At 64.0% G+C, this 22,267-nt stretch carries 21 protein-coding genes and 1 tRNA gene; 17 read left to right on the top strand and 5 right to left on the bottom strand.

Annotated elements, in window-relative coordinates; genetic code table 11:
* The first annotated feature begins 164 nt into the window (after positions 1–164).
* Both AC1D14_RS20265 and AC1D14_RS20260 read left to right on the top strand, forming a co-directional pair.
* Positions 165–1,055, top strand: coding sequence for a DsbA family protein (locus AC1D14_RS20265; RefSeq protein WP_230119749.1), 891 nt, complete (start codon positions 165–167; stop codon positions 1,053–1,055).
* A gap of 136 nt (positions 1,056–1,191) precedes the next feature.
* Positions 1,192–1,265, top strand: a tRNA-Thr gene (locus tag AC1D14_RS20260).
* A gap of 197 nt (positions 1,266–1,462) precedes the next feature.
* On the opposite strand, the gene AC1D14_RS20255 is transcribed toward AC1D14_RS20260, so the two are convergent.
* The 4 genes from AC1D14_RS20255 to AC1D14_RS20240 all read right to left on the bottom strand — a co-directional run bounded on the left by AC1D14_RS20255 (position 1,463) and on the right by AC1D14_RS20240 (position 5,500).
* Complete coding sequence (locus AC1D14_RS20255) at positions 1,463–3,100, bottom strand: FAD-dependent oxidoreductase (protein ID WP_476969092.1); 1,638 nt, start codon at positions 3,098–3,100, stop codon at positions 1,463–1,465.
* Positions 3,097–4,161, bottom strand: a complete 1,065-nt coding sequence (locus tag AC1D14_RS20250; RefSeq protein WP_476969091.1) for an alcohol dehydrogenase catalytic domain-containing protein — start codon at positions 4,159–4,161, stop codon at positions 3,097–3,099. Before AC1D14_RS20250 ends, AC1D14_RS20255 begins: the two co-directional genes overlap by 4 nt.
* 8 nt (positions 4,162–4,169) lie before the next feature.
* Complete coding sequence (locus AC1D14_RS20245; protein WP_476882368.1) at positions 4,170–4,487, bottom strand: YciI family protein; 318 nt, start codon at positions 4,485–4,487, stop codon at positions 4,170–4,172.
* A 116-nt stretch (positions 4,488–4,603) separates the two neighbouring features.
* Positions 4,604–5,500, bottom strand: coding sequence for a LysR family transcriptional regulator (locus AC1D14_RS20240; protein ID WP_230119753.1), 897 nt, complete (start codon positions 5,498–5,500; stop codon positions 4,604–4,606).
* Between the two features lie 125 nt (positions 5,501–5,625).
* Here AC1D14_RS20240 and AC1D14_RS20235 point away from each other — a divergent pair, with 125 nt between their 5' ends.
* From AC1D14_RS20235 to AC1D14_RS20210, 6 genes are all read left to right on the top strand, one after another.
* Entirely contained in the window at positions 5,626–6,432 is an 807-nt protein-coding gene (locus AC1D14_RS20235; protein WP_230119754.1) for an IclR family transcriptional regulator, read from the top strand.
* 217 nt (positions 6,433–6,649) lie between these two features.
* Positions 6,650–7,999 carry an MFS transporter gene (locus tag AC1D14_RS20230; protein ID WP_476969090.1) on the top strand — a complete coding sequence of 450 codons (1,350 nt, stop codon included), beginning with the start codon at positions 6,650–6,652 and terminating at the stop codon, positions 7,997–7,999.
* Between the two features lie 85 nt (positions 8,000–8,084).
* The gene (locus tag AC1D14_RS20225; protein ID WP_476969089.1) at positions 8,085–9,224 is read left to right on the top strand and encodes a Gfo/Idh/MocA family protein; all 1,140 of its coding nucleotides are present in this window, start codon (positions 8,085–8,087) and stop codon (positions 9,222–9,224) included.
* A gap of 3 nt (positions 9,225–9,227) precedes the next feature.
* Positions 9,228–11,300 (top strand): FAD-dependent oxidoreductase, encoded by a 2,073-nt coding sequence (locus AC1D14_RS20220; RefSeq protein WP_476882370.1) that lies wholly within the window; start codon positions 9,228–9,230, stop codon positions 11,298–11,300.
* Positions 11,297–12,157 (top strand): sugar phosphate isomerase/epimerase family protein, encoded by an 861-nt coding sequence (locus tag AC1D14_RS20215; protein ID WP_230119758.1) that lies wholly within the window; start codon positions 11,297–11,299, stop codon positions 12,155–12,157. The genes AC1D14_RS20220 and AC1D14_RS20215 overlap by 4 nt, the downstream gene beginning before the upstream one ends.
* Positions 12,154–13,890, top strand: coding sequence for an FAD-dependent oxidoreductase (locus tag AC1D14_RS20210; RefSeq protein WP_476882371.1), 1,737 nt, complete (start codon positions 12,154–12,156; stop codon positions 13,888–13,890). Before AC1D14_RS20215 ends, AC1D14_RS20210 begins: the two co-directional genes overlap by 4 nt.
* Before the next feature lie 194 nt (positions 13,891–14,084).
* Here AC1D14_RS20210 and AC1D14_RS20205 read toward each other — a convergent pair whose 3' ends face one another.
* Entirely contained in the window at positions 14,085–14,432 is a 348-nt protein-coding gene (locus AC1D14_RS20205; protein ID WP_476877623.1) for a hypothetical protein, read from the bottom strand.
* A gap of 203 nt (positions 14,433–14,635) precedes the next feature.
* Between AC1D14_RS20205 and AC1D14_RS20200 the strand changes: the two genes are divergently transcribed.
* The 9 genes from AC1D14_RS20200 to tcuA all read left to right on the top strand — a co-directional run bounded on the left by AC1D14_RS20200 (position 14,636) and on the right by tcuA (position 22,214).
* Positions 14,636–14,839: a hypothetical protein gene (locus tag AC1D14_RS20200; protein ID WP_476882372.1), complete on the top strand. Its 204-nt coding sequence runs from the start codon at positions 14,636–14,638 to the stop codon at positions 14,837–14,839.
* A 122-nt stretch (positions 14,840–14,961) separates the two neighbouring features.
* A complete protein-coding gene (locus AC1D14_RS20195; RefSeq protein WP_056627517.1) occupies positions 14,962–15,264 on the top strand; it encodes a DUF4193 domain-containing protein in 303 nt (100 codons plus the stop codon).
* Positions 15,265–15,629: 365 nt separating this feature from the next.
* Positions 15,630–16,178 (top strand): AMIN-like domain-containing (lipo)protein, encoded by a 549-nt coding sequence (locus tag AC1D14_RS20190; protein WP_230119762.1) that lies wholly within the window; start codon positions 15,630–15,632, stop codon positions 16,176–16,178.
* A gap of 381 nt (positions 16,179–16,559) precedes the next feature.
* Complete coding sequence (locus AC1D14_RS20185; RefSeq protein WP_476882374.1) at positions 16,560–17,222, top strand: GntR family transcriptional regulator; 663 nt, start codon at positions 16,560–16,562, stop codon at positions 17,220–17,222.
* Between the two features lie 228 nt (positions 17,223–17,450).
* A complete protein-coding gene (locus tag AC1D14_RS20180; RefSeq protein ID WP_476969088.1) occupies positions 17,451–18,200 on the top strand; it encodes an amino acid ABC transporter ATP-binding protein in 750 nt (249 codons plus the stop codon).
* A 40-nt stretch (positions 18,201–18,240) separates the two neighbouring features.
* Positions 18,241–19,110: a glutamate ABC transporter substrate-binding protein gene (locus tag AC1D14_RS20175; RefSeq protein WP_230119765.1), complete on the top strand. Its 870-nt coding sequence runs from the start codon at positions 18,241–18,243 to the stop codon at positions 19,108–19,110.
* Between the two features lie 10 nt (positions 19,111–19,120).
* The gene (locus AC1D14_RS20170; protein ID WP_230119766.1) at positions 19,121–19,765 is read left to right on the top strand and encodes an amino acid ABC transporter permease; all 645 of its coding nucleotides are present in this window, start codon (positions 19,121–19,123) and stop codon (positions 19,763–19,765) included.
* Positions 19,762–20,625, top strand: coding sequence for an amino acid ABC transporter permease (locus tag AC1D14_RS20165; RefSeq protein WP_476969087.1), 864 nt, complete (start codon positions 19,762–19,764; stop codon positions 20,623–20,625). Before AC1D14_RS20170 ends, AC1D14_RS20165 begins: the two co-directional genes overlap by 4 nt.
* A gap of 95 nt (positions 20,626–20,720) precedes the next feature.
* Positions 20,721–22,214: an FAD-dependent tricarballylate dehydrogenase TcuA gene (gene tcuA / locus AC1D14_RS20160; RefSeq protein ID WP_230119768.1), complete on the top strand. Its 1,494-nt coding sequence runs from the start codon at positions 20,721–20,723 to the stop codon at positions 22,212–22,214.
* Positions 22,215–22,267: the final 53 nt, after the last annotated feature.

Here is a 22,267-nt window from a genome sequence, read left to right as displayed (position 1 = left end):
TGCTTGTGGCTCTAAGCCAACCCTAACGGGCCGGAATCTTCCGGGCTATTCGTCCGTTGGGCAGGCTGAAGGAATACTTGAAAGCGCAAGCTCCGGGGTTTCCCCCTAAAATGGGAGAGTTGCCCCTGGGTGGTCCGCACCTGTCCGATCGACACGAGGAACTAATGAGCCCCGCAAACGAACCCCGCATGTCCAAAGCAGAACGCACGGCAGAGGCCCGCGAGAAAGCCCGCCAGATCCGTGAAGAGCAGCTGAAGAAGGACAAGCGGAACAAGTTGCTCATCGGATGGGGCATCGTTGTTGTGGTGGTCGCCATCCTTGCAGTCGTGGCGATCATCGTCAGCTCAAGCCTCCGGAGTAATGCGCCCGTAGCGGACCAGGGCCCTACGCCGGCCAACGGAAACGCCCATGGCGGCATCACCCTGCTCAAGGGCTCCGAGGTCGCCAAGTCCGATCCCGCGACCGTGAACATCACGGACCTTCCGGAAGCCCCCGCATCGGCTCCCGCCACGGTCAAGGCCCCCGGAGCCGAGGCTGAGGCCGGCAAGCCGGTGAAGGTGGTGCTCTACATCGACTTCATCTGCCCCGTCTGCAAGAACTTCGAAGCAACGTACAACGAGACCCTCACGAAGCTTCGCGACGAAGGCAAGATCACCGTGGAATACCGCGCCATGGGGTTCCTGGACAGCCGGTCCACCACCAACTACTCCTCCCGTGCAGCGAACGCCGCGGCCTGTGTTGTCAACGAGTCCCCGGAGAAGTACTCGGACTACGTCAACGCCCTGTTCGACAAGCAGCCTGCCGAGGGCAGCGCGGGGCTGTCCGACGATGAGCTGAAGAAGATGGCCACCGAAGTGGGCGCGAAGAGCATCGACAAGTGCGTCGAAGAGAAGACCTACCGCCCCTGGGTGAAGTACACCACCCAGGAAGCCGCGGTCCTGGGCGTCACCGGCACCCCCACCGTCCTGGTGGACGGCAAGCAGTGGGGCAAGGGAGACAGCGCCCAGACAGAATTCCCGGCCTTCGTCGACGCAGCCATCAAGGCCAAGGCCTAGCCCGCGCCAGCCAGGCTTTACGGCGGTGGCCCGTTCCCGGATTCTTCCGGGAAGCGGGCCACCGCCGTTTTTACCTGCGGGCAGTCCGTGGGCTAACCTTGTCTAGCGCCGTTGTGGCGCACGCCCTGACGGGCGCGCCTCCTTAGCTCAGTTGGCCAGAGCACCGCTCTTGTAAAGCGGGGGTCGTCGGTTCGAATCCGACAGGAGGCTCTCATTGTGGCTTTGCGGCTTTCGTTCCGTAGGCGGCCCGGCGCGGGAGGATTACAGCCTTCACTCGGAGGGATCCCCGGTTCGAATCCTTCGGGGGATTGAACGTGGCGCTTACCTTCGCTTTTAGTCCGGAGCGTGTCGTTTAGTGATCTAAGCGCCCCATAGGGGCAGTTACCGTCGGGCGTTTCGTCACCTTTTCAGCTTGTCGGCGACAGCCGGGCCGCCAGATCCTCGCCAACCGCGAAGGCCCGAGTGATCGCCGAGCCGAGGGTGGCGCCGCCGCCCGGGTAGTTGTTGCGGAAGACGCCGGCCGAGACGTTGCCGGCGGCGTAGAGTCCCGGGATGGGTTGCTGGCGGCGATCCAGCACGCGGCCGTTGAAGTCCGTGGCCAGCCCGCCCGAAGTCCCCAGTACGCCGGCGTGGATGGGAACGGCGTAGAACGGTCCTGCAGCCAGCGGTGCCAGGCAGGGGTTTGGCGTGTTTCCGGCGTCACCGAGGAACCGGTCCTGCGGTGTTGCGCCCCGCCCGAACTCCGTGTCCATGCCAAGGGCCGCATCCGCGTTGAACTTTGTGACAGTCGAAACCAGCCCGGCCGGGTTGATGCCCGCCTCCGAAGCCAAGAGCTCGACACTAGGAGCGGACGCCATCCACTCAGCGGGCTTACCCGGCGTCGACCCCGCCACCGGGTACTTGGCCAGGTAATGGGAGTCGAAAACCAGCCACGCGGGACTGTTCTGTTGCCTGCCGGTGTGCGGGTTGATGGAGGCGAAGACCCTGCTGGCATCGTGATAGTTAAGGGCCTCGTTCACGAAGCGCTTCCCGTCGCTGTTCACCGTGATCGAGCCGGGCAGCGTCATTTCGACGTTGCCCATCCGGCCGGACCGCTGCCCGTCGTACTGATGGGCCGCCGTCGAAATCACCGGAACGCCCCACACGGCTGACATGTCCTCCACAGCCGCGCCGGCCTTCAGCCCGAGCTCCAAACCGTCGCCCTCGTTCGACGGCGCACTGATCGGCGTCACCGGGAAAGGCAGGAAAGCGTTGCGGAGCCTCGAATTCCATTCGAACCCGCCGGAGGCCAGTACGACGGCGGTCGCGGCCACGTGCGCGCCGGCCGCGGCACCGCCAAGGCTCACCTTCCATCCGGCATCGGCGGGCTGCAGCTCCTCCACGGGAGTAGATGCCGCGATCTGCACATCGCGGTCCAGGGCGCTCGCAAGCAGGCTCCCGACCAGCGCTCCTCCCATGGTCCGTATCCCGGTGGAAGCCCGATGCTCCAGGAGCGACGGGTCTGCGGCGCGGCCGTTGAGTTCGTCCCGCTCGGTCATGGTGAGCAGCGGGAAGTAGGAGGACTGCCGGATCAGTTCCGACAACCCCGGGTAGTCCTGGGGATCGAAAGCGTTGTTGTCCAAGCCCCGGCCGCCGTTCGCGGAACCTTTCCACTCCATGTGATAGTCCGGGCGGGCGATCGGAGTCATGGACACTTTGGTGTTGCGGTTGAGGTAGTCCACGGCCCGGGGCGCAATGCCCACGTACCAGTCGATTTCCTCAGCCGCCATCACGTGGCCGGCCGCCTCTGAAAGGTAGGCAACGCCGTCGGCATGGCTGTCCTGGTACCCCGCGGCTTTGGCGAGGTGGTTGTTCGGCGCCCACATCACGCCGCCACCGGCGGCTGTCGTCCCGCCCAGAAGGGCGGCCTTTTCGACGACAAGGACGCTCAGGCCGGCATCGGCGGCGCGGACCGCAGCAACCAGACCTGCGGCCCCGCTGCCGATAACCACGACGTCGTACTCGCTGGCGAGCTTTTCGGGTCGAGTGAGGATTGAGGTACTCATGCGACGCTTCCTGCGGGCATCTGGATGAGGATCTTGCCGATCTTCTCCGTGCGCCCCTGCATCAGTCGGAACGCCTGTTGAAGGTCTGCGAACGCGAAGCGGTGGGTCATGAGAGCCCGGGCCTGTTCCGGGTGGCGTGCCAGCAATGCCAGTCCGTCCGGGATGAGGTTCAGGCTCATGCGGCTTCCCATCAAGTCCAGTTCCTTATAGGGGATGTCTTTCATGGAGACGGAGGCTTGGCGCGGGGAGATGCCGACTTGGACGATCCTCCCGGCGCTGGCAACAAGCCTGATGGCGTTCTCAAGGGAGGACGGCACGCCCGTGGCTTCGATGACCAGCTGCGGACCGTAGCCGCCAGTCAGCGCGTCCAGCCGAGGCACCTGTTCGGCGTCAGGGAAATCGCCGCCTGGCGTCACCAGCAAGGTGTCGGCAGCTCCGAATTGGACGGCGAGATCCAAGCGGTGCTGCTCCCTATCGGCGCATACCACGTGGACGCCCAACTCCGTCAGGTAAAGCGTGGCGAGCAGACCGATGGGTCCACTTCCCAGCACCAGCGCAACTTCACCGGCAACGGGCCGGCCGCGGTTGACTGCCTGGATGGCGATGGATGTGGGCTCTCCCATGGCGGCGATGTCCAGGGGCAGTTCGTCGGGCACGGGACACAGTTTGTCCAGCGGAACTGTTATCAGCTCCACGAGTGCTCCGTCCGAGTAGCAACCGAGGCAGCCGACGTTTTGGCAGACGTTGTACCTGCCCGTGAGGCAGGGTTGGCATGCACCGCAGTAGATCATGGGGTTGACGGCAACCCTGTCGCCTATATTGATGCGGGCTTCGCCGGGGGCTACGGCTTGGTTTGGGCCTATGGCCTCGACGATGCCGGAGAACTCGTGGCCTTGGATGATGGGCAGCTCTGTGGGGTAGTCGTCCTCCCAAATGTGGAGGTCGGTGCCGCAAAGCGTGACGTTGTGGATCCGGACCAGGGCGTGCCCTGATTCGAGGGCGGGTTCAGCTGATTCCTGGAAGTCGATGATCTCTTTCGAAGCCGTGAGCGCGGACAGCATCCCGGGCCTCAGTTCTGCACTGTGTTCACGGCGGTCCGGCCAGCGTCGACGCCAAAGAAGATGTTCCACTGGCGCACTGTGCGTTCCTCGATGAGGCCTGCCTGCTGGAACGGGTCCTGGTCCATGAGCGACTCGACATCCGCCTTGGAATCCCCGGCGATGATCAGCAGGGCGCCGGGAGCTTCCTCGGAGCCGAAGGGGCCGCTCTTGAGGAGCCGGCCGGTCTCGAATTGGGCCTTAAGAAATTCGACGTGCCCGGGCCGGGCCACGTCCCGCTCGGCGGAACTGGAGTAGGAGTACGCGTAGGTGACGGCGAAAGTGGGCATGGAGTTGTCCTCTTCATTGAGTGGGTGGTTGGGCTTTCCTCAATGCTGGGCAACGAATTAGGACTTGTCCAATACTTAATACGTCATCGACTATGTGAAAATTGCACATAGTCGGATCACTCCGCGGGCGTGGGCAGCACCTCTTCGGCCAGGTTAAGGGCCGCCAGCAGGGCCGGGGACATTGCGCCGGGGTTCCAGGCGAGCCCCGAAAAGAGCAGGACTTCATCCCCGGACAGTGGCAGAAAGACCGTGCCTGCGGGCATGATTCCTTCGATGGATTCCGGCATGAGGCTGATGCCGATCCCGCCGGCAACCAGTGAAAGCGCGGTGTAGGGATCTGCGACTTCCTGGCTGATCCTTGGTCGGAATCCGGCGGCAGCACAGGCGGCGAACGTGACCTCCCGGAGGGTGGAACCCTGAGCCGCGGGCATGGTGACGAATGGATCCCCGGCTAACTCCGCTACCTCCACCGATTCCCTCCCGGCAAGCCGGTGGTCTGCCGGCACGGTAGCTCCAAGGCGCTCAGTGGCGATTCTGCGGGTGGCCAGCGTGGGTGCGTCGATGGGCAGGCCGATGAAGGCAAGGTCCAATGCGCCGTGGATCAGTTGTTGCAGGGCTTCCTGGGTGAGCAAACCGCCATGCAGGGACACGTCGAGCTGGGGGTAGTGCTGGCGCAGTGCCCGCGTCAGGGCTGGAAGAGTGGTGTGGTTCAGAGCGCCGGAAAAGCCGATGGCGAGCTTCCCGTAGACCGTTCCGCTTTCCGCCTGGATCGATCTGCGCGCCAGGTCGACTTCTTCGAGGATCTTCCGGGCGTGCGGCAGCAATGAGTGCCCCGCCGTGGTCAGGGTGACGGACCGGGTGTTGCGTTCAAACAGCGGCGCGCCCAGGTCCCTTTCGAGCTTCCGGATGGTCTGGCTCAGGGGTGACTGCGCTATCCTGAGCCGCTCTGCCGCCCGCCCGAAGTGCAACTCTTCGGCCACGGCCAGGAAGGCCTCAATCTGCCGCAGTTCCACTTTCGCTCCTAGGTTCTCGGGGTCCGGCCTGCATGTCCCAGCTGCACGGTCCTGGTGTTCAGTGCAAGGCTATATTGGGTTTTGGGGCCGGGAAGGCCGGGCTCCGGAAGTTCGATGGAGGCATCATGGCAAACTCGGCGTCGGGGGAATCCGTCATCGAGCGGGTCGTGAAGATCATGGAGGCCTTTTCCAAGGGCCAACCGTGGCTTCCCTTGCGGGAGATGGTCCGGATCACCGGAATGTCCAGCAGCACAGTGCATCGTCTGGCCACGGATTTGGCCGTGAGCGGGCTACTGGAGCGCAACGAGGCCGGGGAGTTCGGCGTCGGGATGAAGATGTGGGAACTGGCGTCCCGGAGTAACCCCCTCGAAGAGTTCCGCCGCCGCGGCCTGCCGTTCCTGGAAGGCGTCCACGCCGCCGTCCGCGAGCAGGTCGCGCTTGCGATCCCCGACGTCGAATCCGGCACGGTGCTGTACCTCGAGCAGCTGGACCAGCACGGCACCGCAACCAATCTCGCCGCCGTGGCCGGCAGGCTCGGCATCCACAACACGACGCCGGGCATGGCCATGATGGCGCACATGCCCCGCGCCGTGCAGGAGCGCTTCCTCACCGGACCGCTGGAGAAAACCACGGCCGCCACGGAAACCGATCCGGTGCGGATCCGGGCGCATCTGGCCCTGATCCGCGAGCGCGGCTACGTCCGCATGGCCGGAGTGCTGGTGCCGGAGAACACCGCCTATGCAGTCCCGGTTTTCGGCGAGGGCAACACTGTGATCGGTGCGATTGCCGTCGTGCTTCCCACCCTGCACGAGGACCCCCAGGTCATCCTCCCGGTATTGGTGGCCGCGGGACGCGGCCTATCACGGACCATGGGTGCTGAGCGCCGTCCGTATGGCTCCCGCCCGTGGCTGGAAAGCACATCGTCCCGTTGAACGGGAAGTTTCCCCGCGCTGTGTGACGGCAGCCCTACAGTCGTTTTCAGAGGAAAGATCGCTTGTGATCTGGAGCACACATCCCGCAGTCGTCATCAACGACTGCCGAATGGGCTGCACAACAAAGCACTGGCTGGCGATAACAACTCACCCCAATTCTTGGCCGGGCAAGGCACCATGGCGGTGCCACCACCGGCGCACTCAATGAGGAGACAGTATGGGACCCGTGCAGCAGCACTCGCCCTCGGATGTTCACAACCCGGCAGCGCCGGGGGAACACGTCAAAATGCCCAGGAAGGCGGCGCTCGCCTCCTTCCTGGGGTCCACCCTGGAGTACTACGACTTCTTCATCTACGGCACCGCTGCCGCGCTGATCTTCCCGAAGGTCTTTTTCCCTGGCGGAGATCCCGTGGTCGCGCTCCTCGGAGCCATGGCGACGTTCGGCGTCGGCTACTTGGCCAGGCCCCTCGGTGGCGTCGTCATGAGCCACTTCGGCGACAGGATCGGCCGAAAGCAGGCACTCATGATCACGCTGGTCATCATGGGCGTCGCTTCCATCGGCATCGGTTTCCTGCCGACCTACGGGCAGATGGGCTACTGGGCGACAGCGCTTCTGCTGGTAGGCCGCCTGGCCCAGGGATTCTCCGCAGGCGCTGAGTCCGCCGGGGCATCAACCCTCACCATGGAGCACTCACCCGAGGGCCGCCGCGCCTTCTTCACGAGCTTTGTGATGACCGGGTACGCCTCCGGAATGGTGCTGTCCACCATCGTCTTCATCCCCCTCGCCGCACTTCCGGAAGATCAACTCCTCAGCTGGGGTTGGCGCGTGCCATTCTGGCTCTCCGTAGTGGTCCTCGCCGTGGCGTACTGGATCCGCACGCGGCTGGACGAGCCGCCTGTCTTCGAAGAAATCGTCGAAGACGGTAAGCCCAAGTCCGTCCCGGCGGCCGTGGTCCTCAAGACCCAGTGGCGCGACGTACTGCGGGTCGGCGTGGTCATGCTGTTCTCCGTCATGCAAACCACCTTCACGGTCTACGCACTGGCGTACGCCACCGGCCCCGCAATCGGCATTGACCGCACTCTGATGCTCACCGTCAACGCCGTGACGGTCGGCCTGTCCATGGTCACCATTCCCATGGCAGGCGTCATCTCCGACCGGATCGGCCGCAAGAAAGTCCTCCTGGTCGGAGCCGTTGGTTGCGCCGCGACCACCATCGGTTACTTCTGGGCCATCAGCGAGCACAACATCGCACTGATATTCCTCTTCGGCTTCCTGAACATGACCGTCTTCTACTCCTGCTGGAATGGCGTGTGGACGGTCTTCTTCCCCGAGATGTTCCCGGCGGCGGTCCGCTATTCCGGTATGGCGATCGGTAGCCAGATCGGTCTGATCCTGGCTGGCTTCGCACCCGCCATCGCAACGCTTCTTGCACAGCCCGGACACGACGGCTGGATGCCGGTGGCCGGCTTCACCATCCTTTGCCTGGTGGCCTCGGCTATCGCCATCATGACGGCCCGCGAGACCTACAACGTTCCCCTCGAAGAACTGGGAAAGCCGCGGCGCTAGCCACCGAAGGCTGGGCGGCACCCACCTGCCGCCCAGCCAGGACCACACGAAACAACGACCCAATGCCTCGAAAGTTGGATACCCCATGACCTCGTCAGCAGCAGCGCCCCGCACCTTCCGCGTTGGAATCGCGGGTTGCGGCGCCATTTCCCGCAACCACCTGGCGGCGTTCCGTGCTCTGGAGAACGTCCAGATCGTCGGAGTCTGCGACGTGGATCCAGACCGCGCACTGGCCGCGGCTGAAGCGTGGGCCGTGCCCAACGCAGTGACTACCGTGGATGAACTCCTAACCCTGGACCTGGACATCGTCTCCGTCTGCACGCCGCATCCGACGCACGAAGAAGTAGTCCTGAAAGCGGCAGCAGCCGGCGTCCATGCCCTCTGCGAGAAGCCCATCGCCACAAAGCTGGAATCCGCCGAACGCATGGTGGCCGCGTGCGAGGGAGCCGGAGTCCAACTCGGGGTGCTGTTCCAGCGCCGCTTCTGGCCCGCCTCGCAGAAGATCCGCGCCGCGATCGACGACGGCACGCTGGGCCGTGCCATATTGGCCCAGTGCTCGGTCATGCTGCACCGGGCACCTGAGTACTACAACCGCGACGCCTGGCGCGGGACCTGGGAGAACGACGGCGGCGGGGTCCTGATGTCCCAAGCCGTCCACCAGATCGACCTTCTGCAGTGGTACCTGGGTGACGTGGCCGAGGTCTACGGCAAGGTCAACACCTACCGCCACGGCGACTACATAGAGGTAGAGGATTCCGCGACGGCGGTGATCACTTTTACGTCCGGGGCCATGGCTACGCTTGAGGCCTCCACCGCGGTATCGCCAAACCTCGGCATCCAGCTCCGCATCACGGGGGAAACGGGAGCCTCGGCTTCCCTCACGGAATTCCCTGAAGGAAGCGATGGCCGCCTGGACCTGTGGGCGGTAGGCGAGAAGATCGTCGTCGAGCCTGTCCACCCGGAAGGGGCGGAGCCCAACGTCGATCTGTCTGCCATCAACGGCCAGCTGGTTCCATTCCACACCCTTCAGGTCAAGGACTTTGTCCGTGCCTTGGAGACCGGAACCGAACCTGCCATCACGGGCAAGGACGCACTCAAGTCCCTGCGGATCCTGCTGGCCGTCTATGAGTCCTCCCGCACCGGCGAGCCCGTTCGCTTCGCGCCGGTCCACGCCGCTCATACGAGCATCCCGGAACTGCGGGTGGGCCAGAAGGTGGCAGGTTAAGCGATGGTTGCCAACTCACGCTTCGCGGAGCGCCCCCTGACCCTTGGCCGCAACGGCCGGATCCCGAAGACGCTACGCAACCGCCTCGCCTCGGCGCCGATGGAGCGCAATTACGGCACCACGGACGGTTACATCACCGAGCAATACATCGACTACCTGGTGACCAGGGCCAAGGCCGGCCTCGGCATGGTGACCACCGAAGCCACTTATATACGGGCCGACGGCAAAGGCCGCACCCACCAACTGGGCCTGCATACGGATGACATGATTCCCGGTCTCCGCCGCCTCACCGATGCCCTGCACGCCGAAGGCGCGCTTGCCGCCGTCGAACTTAATCACGGCGGCCGCACCGCGCAGTCCTCGGTGTCCGGACTCAGGAATGTGGCGCCATCGCCGGTGTCATGCGCGACGGCGGGTGGTGAAGTTCCACAGGAACTCACCGCCGCCGAGTGCTACGAACTCGTGGAGGCTTACGCGCAGGCGGCTCGCCGCGCAGTGGCAGCCGGCTTCGACGTCATCAACCTGCACGGCGCCCACGGGTACCTGATTCACCAGTTCATGTCGCCGATTTCCAACCACCGCACGGACGAGTTCGCAGCGCCGGAGTTGTTCATGAACCTCGTGATCGACGCCGTCCGCGAGGCCGTGCCGGACACGATCCTGGGCATGCGCGTTTCCGTGGTGGAAGGCCCCGCCGATGGCATCAACGCCGAGCAGCAAGTGGCCATCGTCGCCAAGGCCGACTTGGACAAGCTCGACTTCCTGGACCTTTCCGCAGGCAGTTACGACGCCGGCGAATGGATTGTGCAGTCGGGGGAGTGGAAGCCCGGAGTCCTGTCCGACTACGCCAAGGCCTACCGCCAGTTCGGACTTCCGCTGGGCATGGCCGGGCGCCTCAACAGCCCGCAGGTCATTGAGGAAGTCCTCAGCGAAGGAACCTGCGATTTCGTCAGCCTGGCCCGCGCCATCCACGCCGATCCGGCGTTCGTGGGCGGCGTGCTGCGCGGCGAACGCTACCGTCCCTGCATCGCGTGCAATGTCTGCATCGACAACCTCGGCCTCGGCCAGGTCACCTGCACCGTCAACCCTGCCGTCGGCCGCTCCCGCGTGACCGTGCCCACGCCCACCGTCCGCTCCGACTCCAGCGTGCTGGTGGTCGGTGCCGGACCTGCGGGCCTCACCGCCGCCCGCGAACTCGCCGAGGCCGGTGCCCGCGTGACGTTGATCGACGACGGCGCGCGGCCCGGTGGGCAGTTCACCCTCGCCGAACGCATGAAGTCCACGCCGGACTTCCACCGTTTCGCCGATTGGTCGGGTTCGGAAAACGCCCGCTTGGGCGTGGAGGTCCGCGTCGGAGCGCACATTGACACGTCCGACGCCGGCAGGCTGGCCCGAGATTTCGGCGCCGACGCCGTGGTGATTGCCACCGGTGGGCGCCGGCCGGCGATGGAGTTCGACTTCCCTGATGTCGAAGGCGGTGACTCACCGAGCGTCAGCGACATTCGGGACTGGCTCGCGGCCCATCCGGAGATCCTCGACGCCGGGACGTCACCGTCCGTGCCGACCGCCGTGACGATCTGGGGCGCAGATTCGGTGGCCATGTCCGTGGCTGACACCCTCGCGGCCAAAGGCACGGCTGTCTTGATCGTCGGTCCGCAGGCAGCGTTGGCTCCGGAGTCCGGGCGCCGTGCCAAGATTCTTGCCGTGCCGCGGCTGGAGTCAAACCCGCGGGTGCGGATCTTCCTGTCCAGCACCATCGAGGAATTCGACGGCGGCCGGGTACGGGTCAGCCGGACGGGACTTGCAGACGAATGGATCGATGCGCCCGGTGATCTGTTGGTCTCGCGTTCGCTGCTGCCACTTGACGCAACGCCCACGCTCACCGAGCGCGAGGCCGAACTGGGCCGCGAAGCCGGCTTTCCCGTGGCACTTGCGGGAAGCGTCGTCGATCAGAATCCCGCCATCGTGTCCAACGCCGTTAAGAGTGGCTACGACGCAGCGCAAAGGATCGCAGCCGCATTGGCCCCCGTCACGAACGCCAGCAACAACCCCACCCCGAACGGAGCCCGCAAGTGACAGCACAAGCCCGACGCCTAGGCCTCGCACAGCTATGCCTCGTGGGCACAGCGCCGCCGGACCTGGTCACCATCGCAGCGGAGGCCCGCTTCGATTTCATCGGTGCACGGGTCAGGCCCGTCACGGCAATGGAGCGGCCCTACAACCTCCAGCCGGGGTCGCCCATGCTCCAGGAAACCTTGGTGAGAATGGAGGACACAGGAATCACGGTTGAAGACATCGAGTTCCTGCTCCTGGATGGAACGGGCCTGCAGAACGGCAAGGATCAACGCAACGCCTGGTTGCAGATGATGGAGGCCGGCCAAGCGCTGGGGGCTTCCACACTGACAGTCGCTTGCTCGGATCCGGACATGGACAGATTCGGGGACCACCTCGCGCAGATGACCCAGGACGGCAAGGCTTACGGCATCATGCCTGCGCTGGAGCCAATCGCCTACCAAGCCGTCCGCTCGATTCCCCAAGCAGCCTTGTTGGCCCGCCGAGCCGGCTGCAAGGTGGTTGTGGATGCCCTCCACTTCAACCGTTTCGGCGGCACCTTGGCGGAACTGGGAGCAGCCGCGGACGTCGTTCCATTGGTCCAACTCTGCGACGGCCCGGCGAATGCACCTGCCAACAGGGACGGACTCGTGGCCGAGTCCCGTTCAGAGCGCGGTGTTCCAGGGGAAGGCGACTTTGATCTCGCAGCCTTGATCTCGGCGTTCCCGGAGGGTACCCCCATCAGCGTCGAAACGCCCTCGGACAGCCGGGTGGCGGCCATGGGCGAACTGGCGTGGGCCAGACACCTCAAGGCAGCCGCCGATTCCACCCTGAACAGCGCCGTCCAGGACACCACAACACTTAGTTGGAGCGAGAATTGAACACCACTGCAAGCCCCCGCCGGATCCTGGACTGCGATGTCCTGGTAGTAGGCTCCGGCGCTGGCGGCCTGTCCGCAGCTGTGACCGCGGCCTATCACGGACTGAAAGTCATCGTCGTGGAGAAGGCTCCAGTCTGCGGCGGCGCAACATCGTGGTCCGGCGGTTGGGCCTGGGCGCCGGGCAACCCGTTGGCGAAGGCGGAAGGCGTCAACGAGGACAAGGAAACGTTCCGAACCTATCTCCGCGAGGTCCTTGGCGATGACTACCAAGCCGAAAAGGTGGACGCGTTTCTCGAATCCGCTCCGCACATGGTGGACTTCTTCCACAAAAAGACCTCCCTGCAGTTTGTCCCCGGCAGCCGGATCAACGACATTTACGGCAAGCTTCCCGGCGCCGGAAGAGGCAACCGCTCCGTGGGCCCGAAGCCTTTCAATGCACGCAACATCAAGCCCGGCCTGCGAGCCAAAATGCGCCACCAGCTCTACGAAACCTCCTTCCTGGGCATGGGCATCATGGCCGGACCGGACCTTTCCAAATTCCTTTCGGCGTCGCAAGGCAATCTCCACGGAATCTTCCACGCGGGCTGGCGCTTCGGCTTCCACCTGCTGGATTTGCTGATGCATCGCCGCAACATGCAGCTGGTCAACGGCACGGCCCTGACCGGCAGGCTCATGAAATCCGCGGACGATCTTGGCGTCGATCTGCGCGTCTCCACGCGTGCCACAGCGTTGCTTACCGATGAGAGGGGAAAGGTGACGGGCGCCGTCGTACATTCTTCTGAAGGTGAGCTGCAGATCAACACTGCCCGCGGCGTCGTGCTCGCCTCGGGCGGCTTCCCCAACAACGTGCAGCGGCGCAAGGAGCTGTTCCCCAAAACGCCTACCGGCCGGGAGCACTGGACCCTCGCTCCGGGGGAGACCACCGGTGATGGCATCAACCTGGCCCAGGCCGTGGGAGCCCGGTTCAAAACAGTGAAGTCGGCGGCGGCGTGGTGCCCGGTGTCGCTGGTGCCATACGGCAACGGCAGGACCGGCGTGTTCCCGCACATCATGGACCGCGCCAAGCCGGGCAGCATCGGCGTCCGCGCAGACGGGAAGCGGTTCGTGAACGAGGCCAACGGCTACCACGACTACGTCGAGGCGCTTCTGGCAGCAACGCCCGAGGGTGAAACCGTGGAGTCCTGGCAGATCGCTGACAGCCGGTTTGTTCGCAAGTTCCCGCTGGGCATGGCCAAGCCGCTGCCAGTTCCGCTCTTCCCGTACCTGCGCTCCGGATACCTGATCAAGGGGCAGACGCTGGAGGAACTGGCGAGGAAATGCGGCGTCGATCCTGCCGGGCTGCGCGAAACCGTGGCGACGTTCAACACGCACGCCCGTTCCGGCGTCGATCCTGATTTCGGCCGTGGCGAGACGGCCTTCAACCGCTACGGCGGCGACGCCGGCAACCAGCCCAACCCCTCGCTGGGGCCTATCGAGAAGGGCCCGTTCTATGCGGTGCGCGTAGTGCCGGGCAGCTTCGGGACGTTCGCGGGCCTGGACACCGACGGCCTTGGCCGGGCGCTCAACAACGACGGCGAGCCCATCGACGGTCTGTACGTCGCAGGCAATGACCAAGCCAACGTCATGGGTGGCCACTACCCGGCGGGCGGCATCAACCTTGGCCCGGCGCTGACGTTCGGTTACATCGCCGGCCGCGACCTGGCGGGCGTAAATAATTATGAGGTTGCGTTGTGAGTGACGTTCTTCAACGCACGACGGCGGAACTCGCCTCGGGTGTCCAGATTCCGGTCATTGGGTAAGGGACATGGCCGTTGATGGATGAGGAGGCGAGTGGGCCGCCGCGCTGGGGGAGGGAGTGGGCTCGAACCTGTCTTTCCCCCTCCTCCTGGAGGGGGAAACGGAAGCTGGCCTGAACATGCAAGCGGAAGCTACTCCGCGTCGATTTCCTCCAGCAGATCCTTTGCCGCTTTGCGGATGTCCTCGTGATCATGCTGCGCCGCACGACTCTCGAGCGAAATGATCGCGCAGCGGTGGACCTTCTTGAAGTCGCCGAACGGAAAGCTGACGCTTCCCTTGGTCCCCTCGGATTGTTCCTTGTCAATGCCGAGGTGCCACTTCGAGAATTCAGCAAACCCGTGCTTGTCGATGAACGCGTTTTCATCATCGGTGGACGGCGCGTGTTCGCTCCAGTCATCGCGGATGTCCTGCTGCACCTTCCCCTGTTTTACGAGCTCGCGGGCGAGTTCCAATGCCTTGCGGTTCAGTTTCGTGGCCATCTGGTGCCTCCGCAGTGGGTTCCGGTGTTGGGCTGGGCGGGCAGAGCCGAGTCCATCTCTAGGCTAGAACCGTCGACGGCGGCCCGCCAGTATCGAGGCAAGCTCAGCCTGATGACTCCCGGTTTTCCATCCGGCCCCAGGGATTTACCCCGCGGAGACTCCGCCGAAACGTTTCCACAACAATGGGTGCCTAGCTTGGCAGCATGACCTTTGAAGCCATGGCCAGGATCCGCGACAGCATCGTTGACGCGTTGTTCCCCGCCCAGCCCAGCACCGCGGAGCAAGCCACCGACGCCCTGCGCGAGGTGACGCGCTGGGCCTGGCTGCCTGCCCTGAGCGGCGTTGCCGTGTCCGGGGACCACGCCCGCAGGGCCCATGAAACCGCCGTGCGGGCGGCCGCGGAATAGCCTCACATCGGCGATAGATGTCGCGTCGCACACACTAGTCTTCCATTTGCTGCATAATGACCTAAACTGCTTCACTGAGGTGCCTGAAATGGCGCTGCGCAGCAACGAAAGTGAACAACCACATGGCTACCGATTACGACGCCCCACGCAAGACAGAAGAAGAGTCTCCCTCCGAATCGCTGGAGGCCCTTCAGGCGTCCCGCGGCGGCGGCGCCCAGACCGCTGTTATCGACGTCGACGAGAACGACACCGCTGAAGGCATTGACCTTCCGGGCGCAGATCTCTCCGGCGAAGAACTGACGGTCATTGTTGTTCCCGAGCAGTCCGATGAATTCACGTGCTCCTCCTGCTTCCTGGTCCGTCACCGGTCCCAGGTCGCACGCGAAAAGAACGGCATGAAGTACTGCCGCGACTGCGAAGGCTAATACTGCCCTTAGGCGCGCGCTCTTCATAGCAAAGCAACGCGAGACGCCGGCAGCCCAACAGGGAAGCTGGCGCCTCGCTTTTTTGTGCCCTTTCCGCCCGCACAGCCGATCTGCCGGACGTGGCGGACCGGCCGGAAAATACTGCTTCCGCTTCCGCTGATATCGGCCGTTATCAGCGGTAACAGGAATATGGAGGTAGCGGCACGAACAGCTCTCAAACGCCCCAATTCCGAGCCTGGAATCACGTTCCCGTAATCGGTTGCCGAGGAGACTAACGGTTCCGCCCCGAACCGGATACAACCCTCGTTTTGGGGTTCCGGCACTCCTACGCTTGAGCTATCCAATCACTCGAGGGGGTGGCCAAAATGAAAAAAATCTATGCTTGGCTGACAGCTATCCTTATGGCTGTCGGACTAGGCCTTCTTGTTCCGGGGTCCGCCTCCGCGGCCTCGTATTGCGGACTCGTCTGGGGCTCGTTGGCAAAAACCAACCAGGCCATGAGCACCGCAGCAGTAACCAACGTTCGGACGGGGCAGCATTACTGCTTCGACCGGATGGTGATCGATATTAAGGGGAAAGCGGGAGGCTACAACGTCCGCTACGTCTCCAAGGTGGTCCAGGACGGCTCCGGCCTGCCCGTCAAGCTGAGGGGCGGCGCGTTCCTTCAGGTCACCGTCCATTCACCGGCCTACGACAACGTCACCGGGAAGGCCACATTCATTCCGGCCAACCGGTCAGAGGTGACTAACGTATCCGGATACCAGACCTTCAGGCAGGTGGCCTGGGCAGGCAGCTTCGAGGGCTACACCACCCTTGGACTCGGCGTCCGCGCCCGGCTGCCGTACAAGGTCTTCACCCTCGCCGGACCGGGCTCGGGCACACGGCTCGTCATCGACGTTGCCCACCACTGGTGACGAGCCGGGTTGTTCAAACCCTTGAAACCCTGAACTCGCGAATCGCCGATTAACCAAGCGACGCCCCGCCCCCGGCAACCCGGGAACGGGGCATCGCTTTGCTGTTCTAGAAGGGCTGTGCTTCGAGGGGACGGCGTTTCGGGCCGGCCGTGCCCGGGTACAACGGTGATTAGTTTCCGAAGTCCCACGCCGGACCCGGCGTGGGACCGTCGGCCTGACTAAGCACCATCCAGGATGGGGAAGGACGCCACATCTTGGACACCGCCGTGTCCGTGTGAATACAATAGGTGCCCGGGCGACGACTTCAGGTCTGTGAAACCTGGCGGGATCGAGTAGCAGGACAAGTCTCCCATCCGAAGTTGCCTCTGTGGAAGGAATGCTGTGTCAACTGGTTCTGCACCGATGCGGCACGACGGAGATTCGATCTATGCCCAGCTGCGCTCTGAAATCCTGGGCGGCGCAATTCCTCCGGCGACTCCATTACGGGAGGTTACCCTGGGGGAACGCTTCGGCGTCTCCCGCACTCCGGTACGCGAAGCTCTTCGCCGTCTCCAGCACGACCGGCTTCTGGACCGTGGCGCCCGCGGTCTGCAAGTCCATCAGGCGACCCCGCAGGAGGTCATCCAGGTATACGACGTGCGGATTCTTTTGGAACAGGAGGCGGCCGGGCAGGCAGCCCTGTCCCGCGGCATCACTGACATAATGCAGCTCGAAGGCCTGGTGGAGCGTGATCGCGCGCTTTCGGGTCCGGATGACCAGACCCGGGCGTCGACGAACCTGGAGTTTCACGCCGCTGTCTGGGCGGCCGCGCATAATCCGGTCCTCCAGGATCTCCTGCAGCGGCTTTCCACCCACCTGATTCGCACCCCCCACTCGACTCTGTCGGTAGGAAAGCGTTGGGATGAGGCCCTGGCCGAGCACGCGAAGCTGGTCGCGGCCATCACCGCCGGCGACGAAACCGGTGCGCGGAACACCGCGCGCGAACACATGGAGACAGCCCGCATGATCAGGCTCGACCTGCTGCGGAAATCGGCCTCCTACTAAGATTCCCCAGCGGCTCTCCCGCTAAACCTTCTTCCGCGGAGTACCAGCCGTCCGTGTCCCCCTGGCATGCCAGTATTGCCCGCGGCGCCGCTGGCTCTCGTATCCGTTGCCGGGGCGGGTGCAGGCGTGAGCACCCACCGGAGACTCCCAAGACTTGCCGTGATTGCGGCCACTATGCAACACTGTACTTCACTGTATACAGTCGTATTCCATCAAAGGAGATAGATCATGACAGCGATCACAGAGACGGACACCGTCGTTGAGTTCCGCGGGGTCGGCAAGCGCTTCGGCAGCATGCAGGCCCTGACCGGCATTGATTTGTCGGTGCGCCGTGGCGAGGTGGTCGTCATACTGGGCCCGTCAGGGTCGGGCAAATCGACGCTGTGCCGGTGCATCAACCGGCTGGAAGCCATCGACGAGGGTCACATCCTCATCGACGGCCACGAACAGCCTGTCGAGGGCAGGGACCTGTACAAGTTCCGTACCGAGGTGGGGATGGTCTTCCAGTCCTTTAACCTCTTCTCGCACAAGACCATCCTCGAGAACATCACCCTCGCTCCACGGAAGATCCTGGGCCTGAACAAGCAGGCGGCAGAGACCCGGGCCCTCGAGCTGCTGGCCATGGTGGGCATCGCCGACAAGGCACACAGCCGGCCGTCCCAGCTTTCCGGAGGCCAGAAACAGCGCGCAGCCATCGCCCGTGCACTGGCCATGGAACCCAAGGTCCTGCTCTTTGATGAACCCACGTCCGCGCTCGACCCGGAATCCACCCGCGAGGTTCTGGCAACCATGCGGAACCTGGCGCAGAGCGGCACGACGATGATCGTCGTGACCCACGAGATGTCCTTCGCCCGTGCTTTCGCCGACCGGATCGTCTTCATGGCCGCCGGAGCCATCGTCGAAATTGCCGAGCCTGAAACATTCTTCACCTCCCCTTCCAGCGACCGGGCCAAAGCCTTCCTCTCCTCGGTCCACTAACAGCGCCTGTGCAAAGACGCACCCACCTTAAGGAGTAACCATGAAACGCCAGCACTTCCTGCCCGCACTGGCCATCGCCGGCGCCCTGATCCTGGGCACCACAGCCTGCGCCGGCACCGCCCCGGCCGCCGACAGCCAGCCCGCCCAGAACTTCCCGGCCAACAGCACGATGGACAAGATCCAGAAACGCGGCAAAGTCATCGTCGGGGTCAAATTCGACCAGCCGCTCTTTGGCGTGAAAAATCCAGTCACCGGCAAGATGGAAGGCCTGGACATTGAGATGGCCAGAATCCTGGCCAAGGACCTCACCGGCAGTGCAGACAATGTCGAGTTCGTGGAAGCGGTCACCAAAAACCGCGAAGCGTTCCTGCAGCAGAACAAGGTCGACGTCGTGATCGCCTCCTACGCCGTGACGGAAGAGCGGAAGAAAGTCGTCAGTTTCGCCGGACCTTACCTCGAGAGCAACGTGGCCTTGCTGGTCCGCAAGGACGACAGCTCAGTAAACAAACCCGAGGATCTCCAGGGCAAAACCGTGTGTTCCACCACCGGCGCCCGCGCTGCCCAGCTGATCGGTGAGGCCGTGCCCGCGGCCAACGTGGTCCTGTTCAGCACCTACAGTGAATGCGCACAGGCACTGAAGGACAAGAGGGTCGATGCGGTGACCACCACCGAGGCCATCCTGCTCGGTGTCCAGTCCCAGAATCCGGACGCCTACCGCATCGCGGACGGCCATCTGGCCGATGCCGAGGAATTTGCCATCGGTTCCGCGAAAGACGATGCAGCATTCCATGACTACCTTGATCAGCTTCTGAACAAGGCCATCGCGGACGGGGACTGGAAGAAGGCCTACGACTCCACGATCGGCAAGGTCAAGCCCGGCGACGTTACCCCGCCCAAAGTAACCCTGTAGGGATCGGCTTATGTCATTCCTTGTCAATCATCTCGTCGATTTCGGTCAGGGCGTGCTGGTGACTCTGGGACTCGTTCTCCTGGGCGCCACCGGTTCGATGATCCTGGGGACGCTGCTCGCTGCACTACGGACCAGCCCCGTCAGGACGGCCCGGGCGGTCTCCTCGGCCTACGTGCTGATCTTCCGGAACGTGCCGCTTCCCGTACAAATGGTGCTGTTTGTCTTCGGCCTCCCGGTCCTGGCCATCCAGTACTCGCTCTACGCCTCGGCCGCGATCGTCTTGGTGCTCTACACGGCGCCGTTCGTGGCCGAAACCCTGCGTTCGGGCTTGAACACCGTAGACCGCGGCGAGCTTGAAGCCGGGCGCGCCCTGGGCTTCGGGCCAATGGCGTCCCTGAAGCTCATCGTCCTCCCGCAGGCCTTCGCCACGGTCACCAGACCGCTGGGCAACGTCTTCATCACCATGGTCAAGAACACATCGGTCGCTGCCCTGGTGGGGGTATCCGAACTGACGTTCCTCTCGGACAAGATCGCGGTGGATGAGGCACAACCGTTCATTATCTTCGGCGGGGCCGCCGTCTGCTACCTCGTTATCGGGCTGGTCATCGGCCGGCTCGTATCCGCAGTCGATCAGAAGGTGGCGTTCAGCCGATGAGTACCGTATCGCTTTTTGACCCGGCCGGTCCGCGCGGCAAACGCCGCCACCTGCTACTGGAAATCTTCACCGCCGTCATCGTGACCGCCGGCGCCTATCTGGTCTTCAGGGTCCTCTACGACAAAGGCGAGCTGAGCGCTGCGGCGTGGGCTCCGTTCGCCGAGCCGGGGCTCTGGGCGCTTCTCGGCCAAGGCCTGTGGAACAACATTGCGGCCGCAGCGGTCGGCATGGTGCTGTCCATGATCACCGGGTGCCTCCTGGCGTTCGGGCTGGTCTCCACCCACACCCTGATCCGCAGGACCTGCCGGGTCTACACGGACGTCTTCAGCAGCATCCCCCTGCTCCTGCTGCTCTACTTCACGTCGCTGGTGTTGCCCAACTATGGCCTTAAACTCGGGGATTTCTGGTTCCTGGTAATCGCACTGACCCTCTACAGCGGGGCCGTCATCGGTGACCTGCTGCGATCCGGGATCCTCGCGCTGCCACCGGGACAGGCCGAGGCCTCCCTCGCGCTGGGTTTCTCCCAGGTCGGCACGCTGCGCCTGGTCCTGCTTCCGCAGGCCCTGAGGTCCATGAGTCCCGCCCTGGTGAGCCAGCTCATCATCCTCTTCAAAGGAACGGCGCTGGCCTTTGTGCTCGGCGGTTACATGGAACTGCTGAGGTCGACCACCGTCATCGGCCAGTACTACACCCGGTCGCTGCTGCAGGCGCAGTTTGTTGCCGCCTTGGGGTTCCTGGTGGTGAACGTCACCTTGGGCGCCCTGGCCGTGGCCCTGGAGCGCCGCCAAAACCGCCTCGCCGAGCAGGAACCGCTGCCAGTAACGGCAGCAGAACCAGACCCCGTGCCGGCCCGCCGCTGACACCCCGATGTCGCCACACACGGGCCAAGTACGCTTGGCCGGCTCTGTATACAGACGAATACTTATGAATTCACAAATTAAGGAGACAAAGAACAATGGCTGATCAGAACGAATCCGCAGCTGCAAACCTCACAAAGGCCGACGTGATCGTCGTCGGTGGCGGCAACGCCGGCTTCACAGCGGCCCACGCCGCTGCCGTCCGCGGACGAAAAGTCATCCTGCTCGAAAAGGGCACCAAAGACATGGCTGGCGGCAACAGCTTCTACACCGCCGGCGCCACTCGCATCGTGCACAACGGCCTGGATGACCTCCAAGGGCTCGTGGAACCGGACGAACGGCACAGCCGGACCGTCGTTCCGCCCTACAGTGCTGAAGAATACGCATCAGACCTGGCAAAGGTCACCGAAGGCCGGAACGACCCGGCACTGACGGAAGTCCTCATTGCCGAGAGCCAGTCCACCCTTCGCTGGCTCAACGGGCTGGGCCTGAAGTACCGCCTGATGTACGAACGCCAGGCCTTCGAGCGTGCCGACGGGTCCTACCTCTTCTGGGGCGGCCTGCACGTGGGAAACGTGGGCGGCGGCGAAGGCCTGATCGAAGACCACACCCGGGTAGCTGCAGAGCTGGGCATCGAAGTCAGGTACGGCCACGCGGCCCAAAGCCTCATCGTTGAGAACGGCCGTGTAGCCGGCGTCGTCGTCAACACCTCTGAAGGGAAGCTGCGCCTGACGGCAGAATCCGTGATCCTCACCGCCGGAGGCTTCGAGGCCGACCCGAAGCGTCGGCGGGAGTACTTGGGCGAAGGCTGGGAAAACGCCAAGGTACGCGGCACGCCCTACAACACCGGCGACATGATCGCCGCAGCGTTGGAGATCGGCGCCACCAAGGGCGGAGACTGGGGCACCTGCCACAGCGTCCAGTGGGATGCCTTCACCGCCACCAACGAAAGCAACCGCGAACTCACCAACCGCCTCACCCGGCAAAGCTACCCGTTTGGAATCATCGTCAACACCGACGGCAAGCGTTTTCTGGACGAGGGCGCGGACTTCCGGAACTACACCTACGCCAAGTACGGCAAGGAAATCCTCAAGCAGCCCGGCTCGGTTGCGTACCAGATCTTCGACGCCGGCCTTCGGCCCATGCTGCGCAGCGAAGAATACGAGATGCCCGGCATCTCCGTTGAGGTCGCCGACACCCTCGAGGACCTGGCCGTCAAAATCGGCATCGACCCGGAAAGCCTGTCCAAAACCGTGACGGACTTCAACAACTCGATCGAGCGCTCCATCCCGTTCGACCCCAACATTAAGGATGGCCGGAAGGCCGCCACCGAACCGGTCAAGAGCAACTGGGCCGCCCCCATCGAAACCGGACCCTTCTACGCCTACGGCGTCACCTGCGGAATCACGTTCACCTTCGGTGGCATCAAGTCCGACACCCACGGCCGCGTCCTGGACGCAGACGGCAAGCACATCGAAGGCCTGTTCGTGGCAGGTGAAATGCTCGGCGGACTATTCAGCGTCAACTACCCCGGCGGCACCGGACTTGCTGCCGGATGTGTCTTCGGGCGGCGAGCCGGAGTCCTGGCGTAGGGCACGGTTCACTGCACTTTTTGCGATAGGCCCCGGGACTAGCGTTCCAGGGA

It is taken from the genome of Arthrobacter sp. P1_B11, from assembly GCF_056406715.1.
Note: the sequence above shows the minus strand (reverse complement) of the source record. Positions and strands in the feature narration are given on the sequence as shown.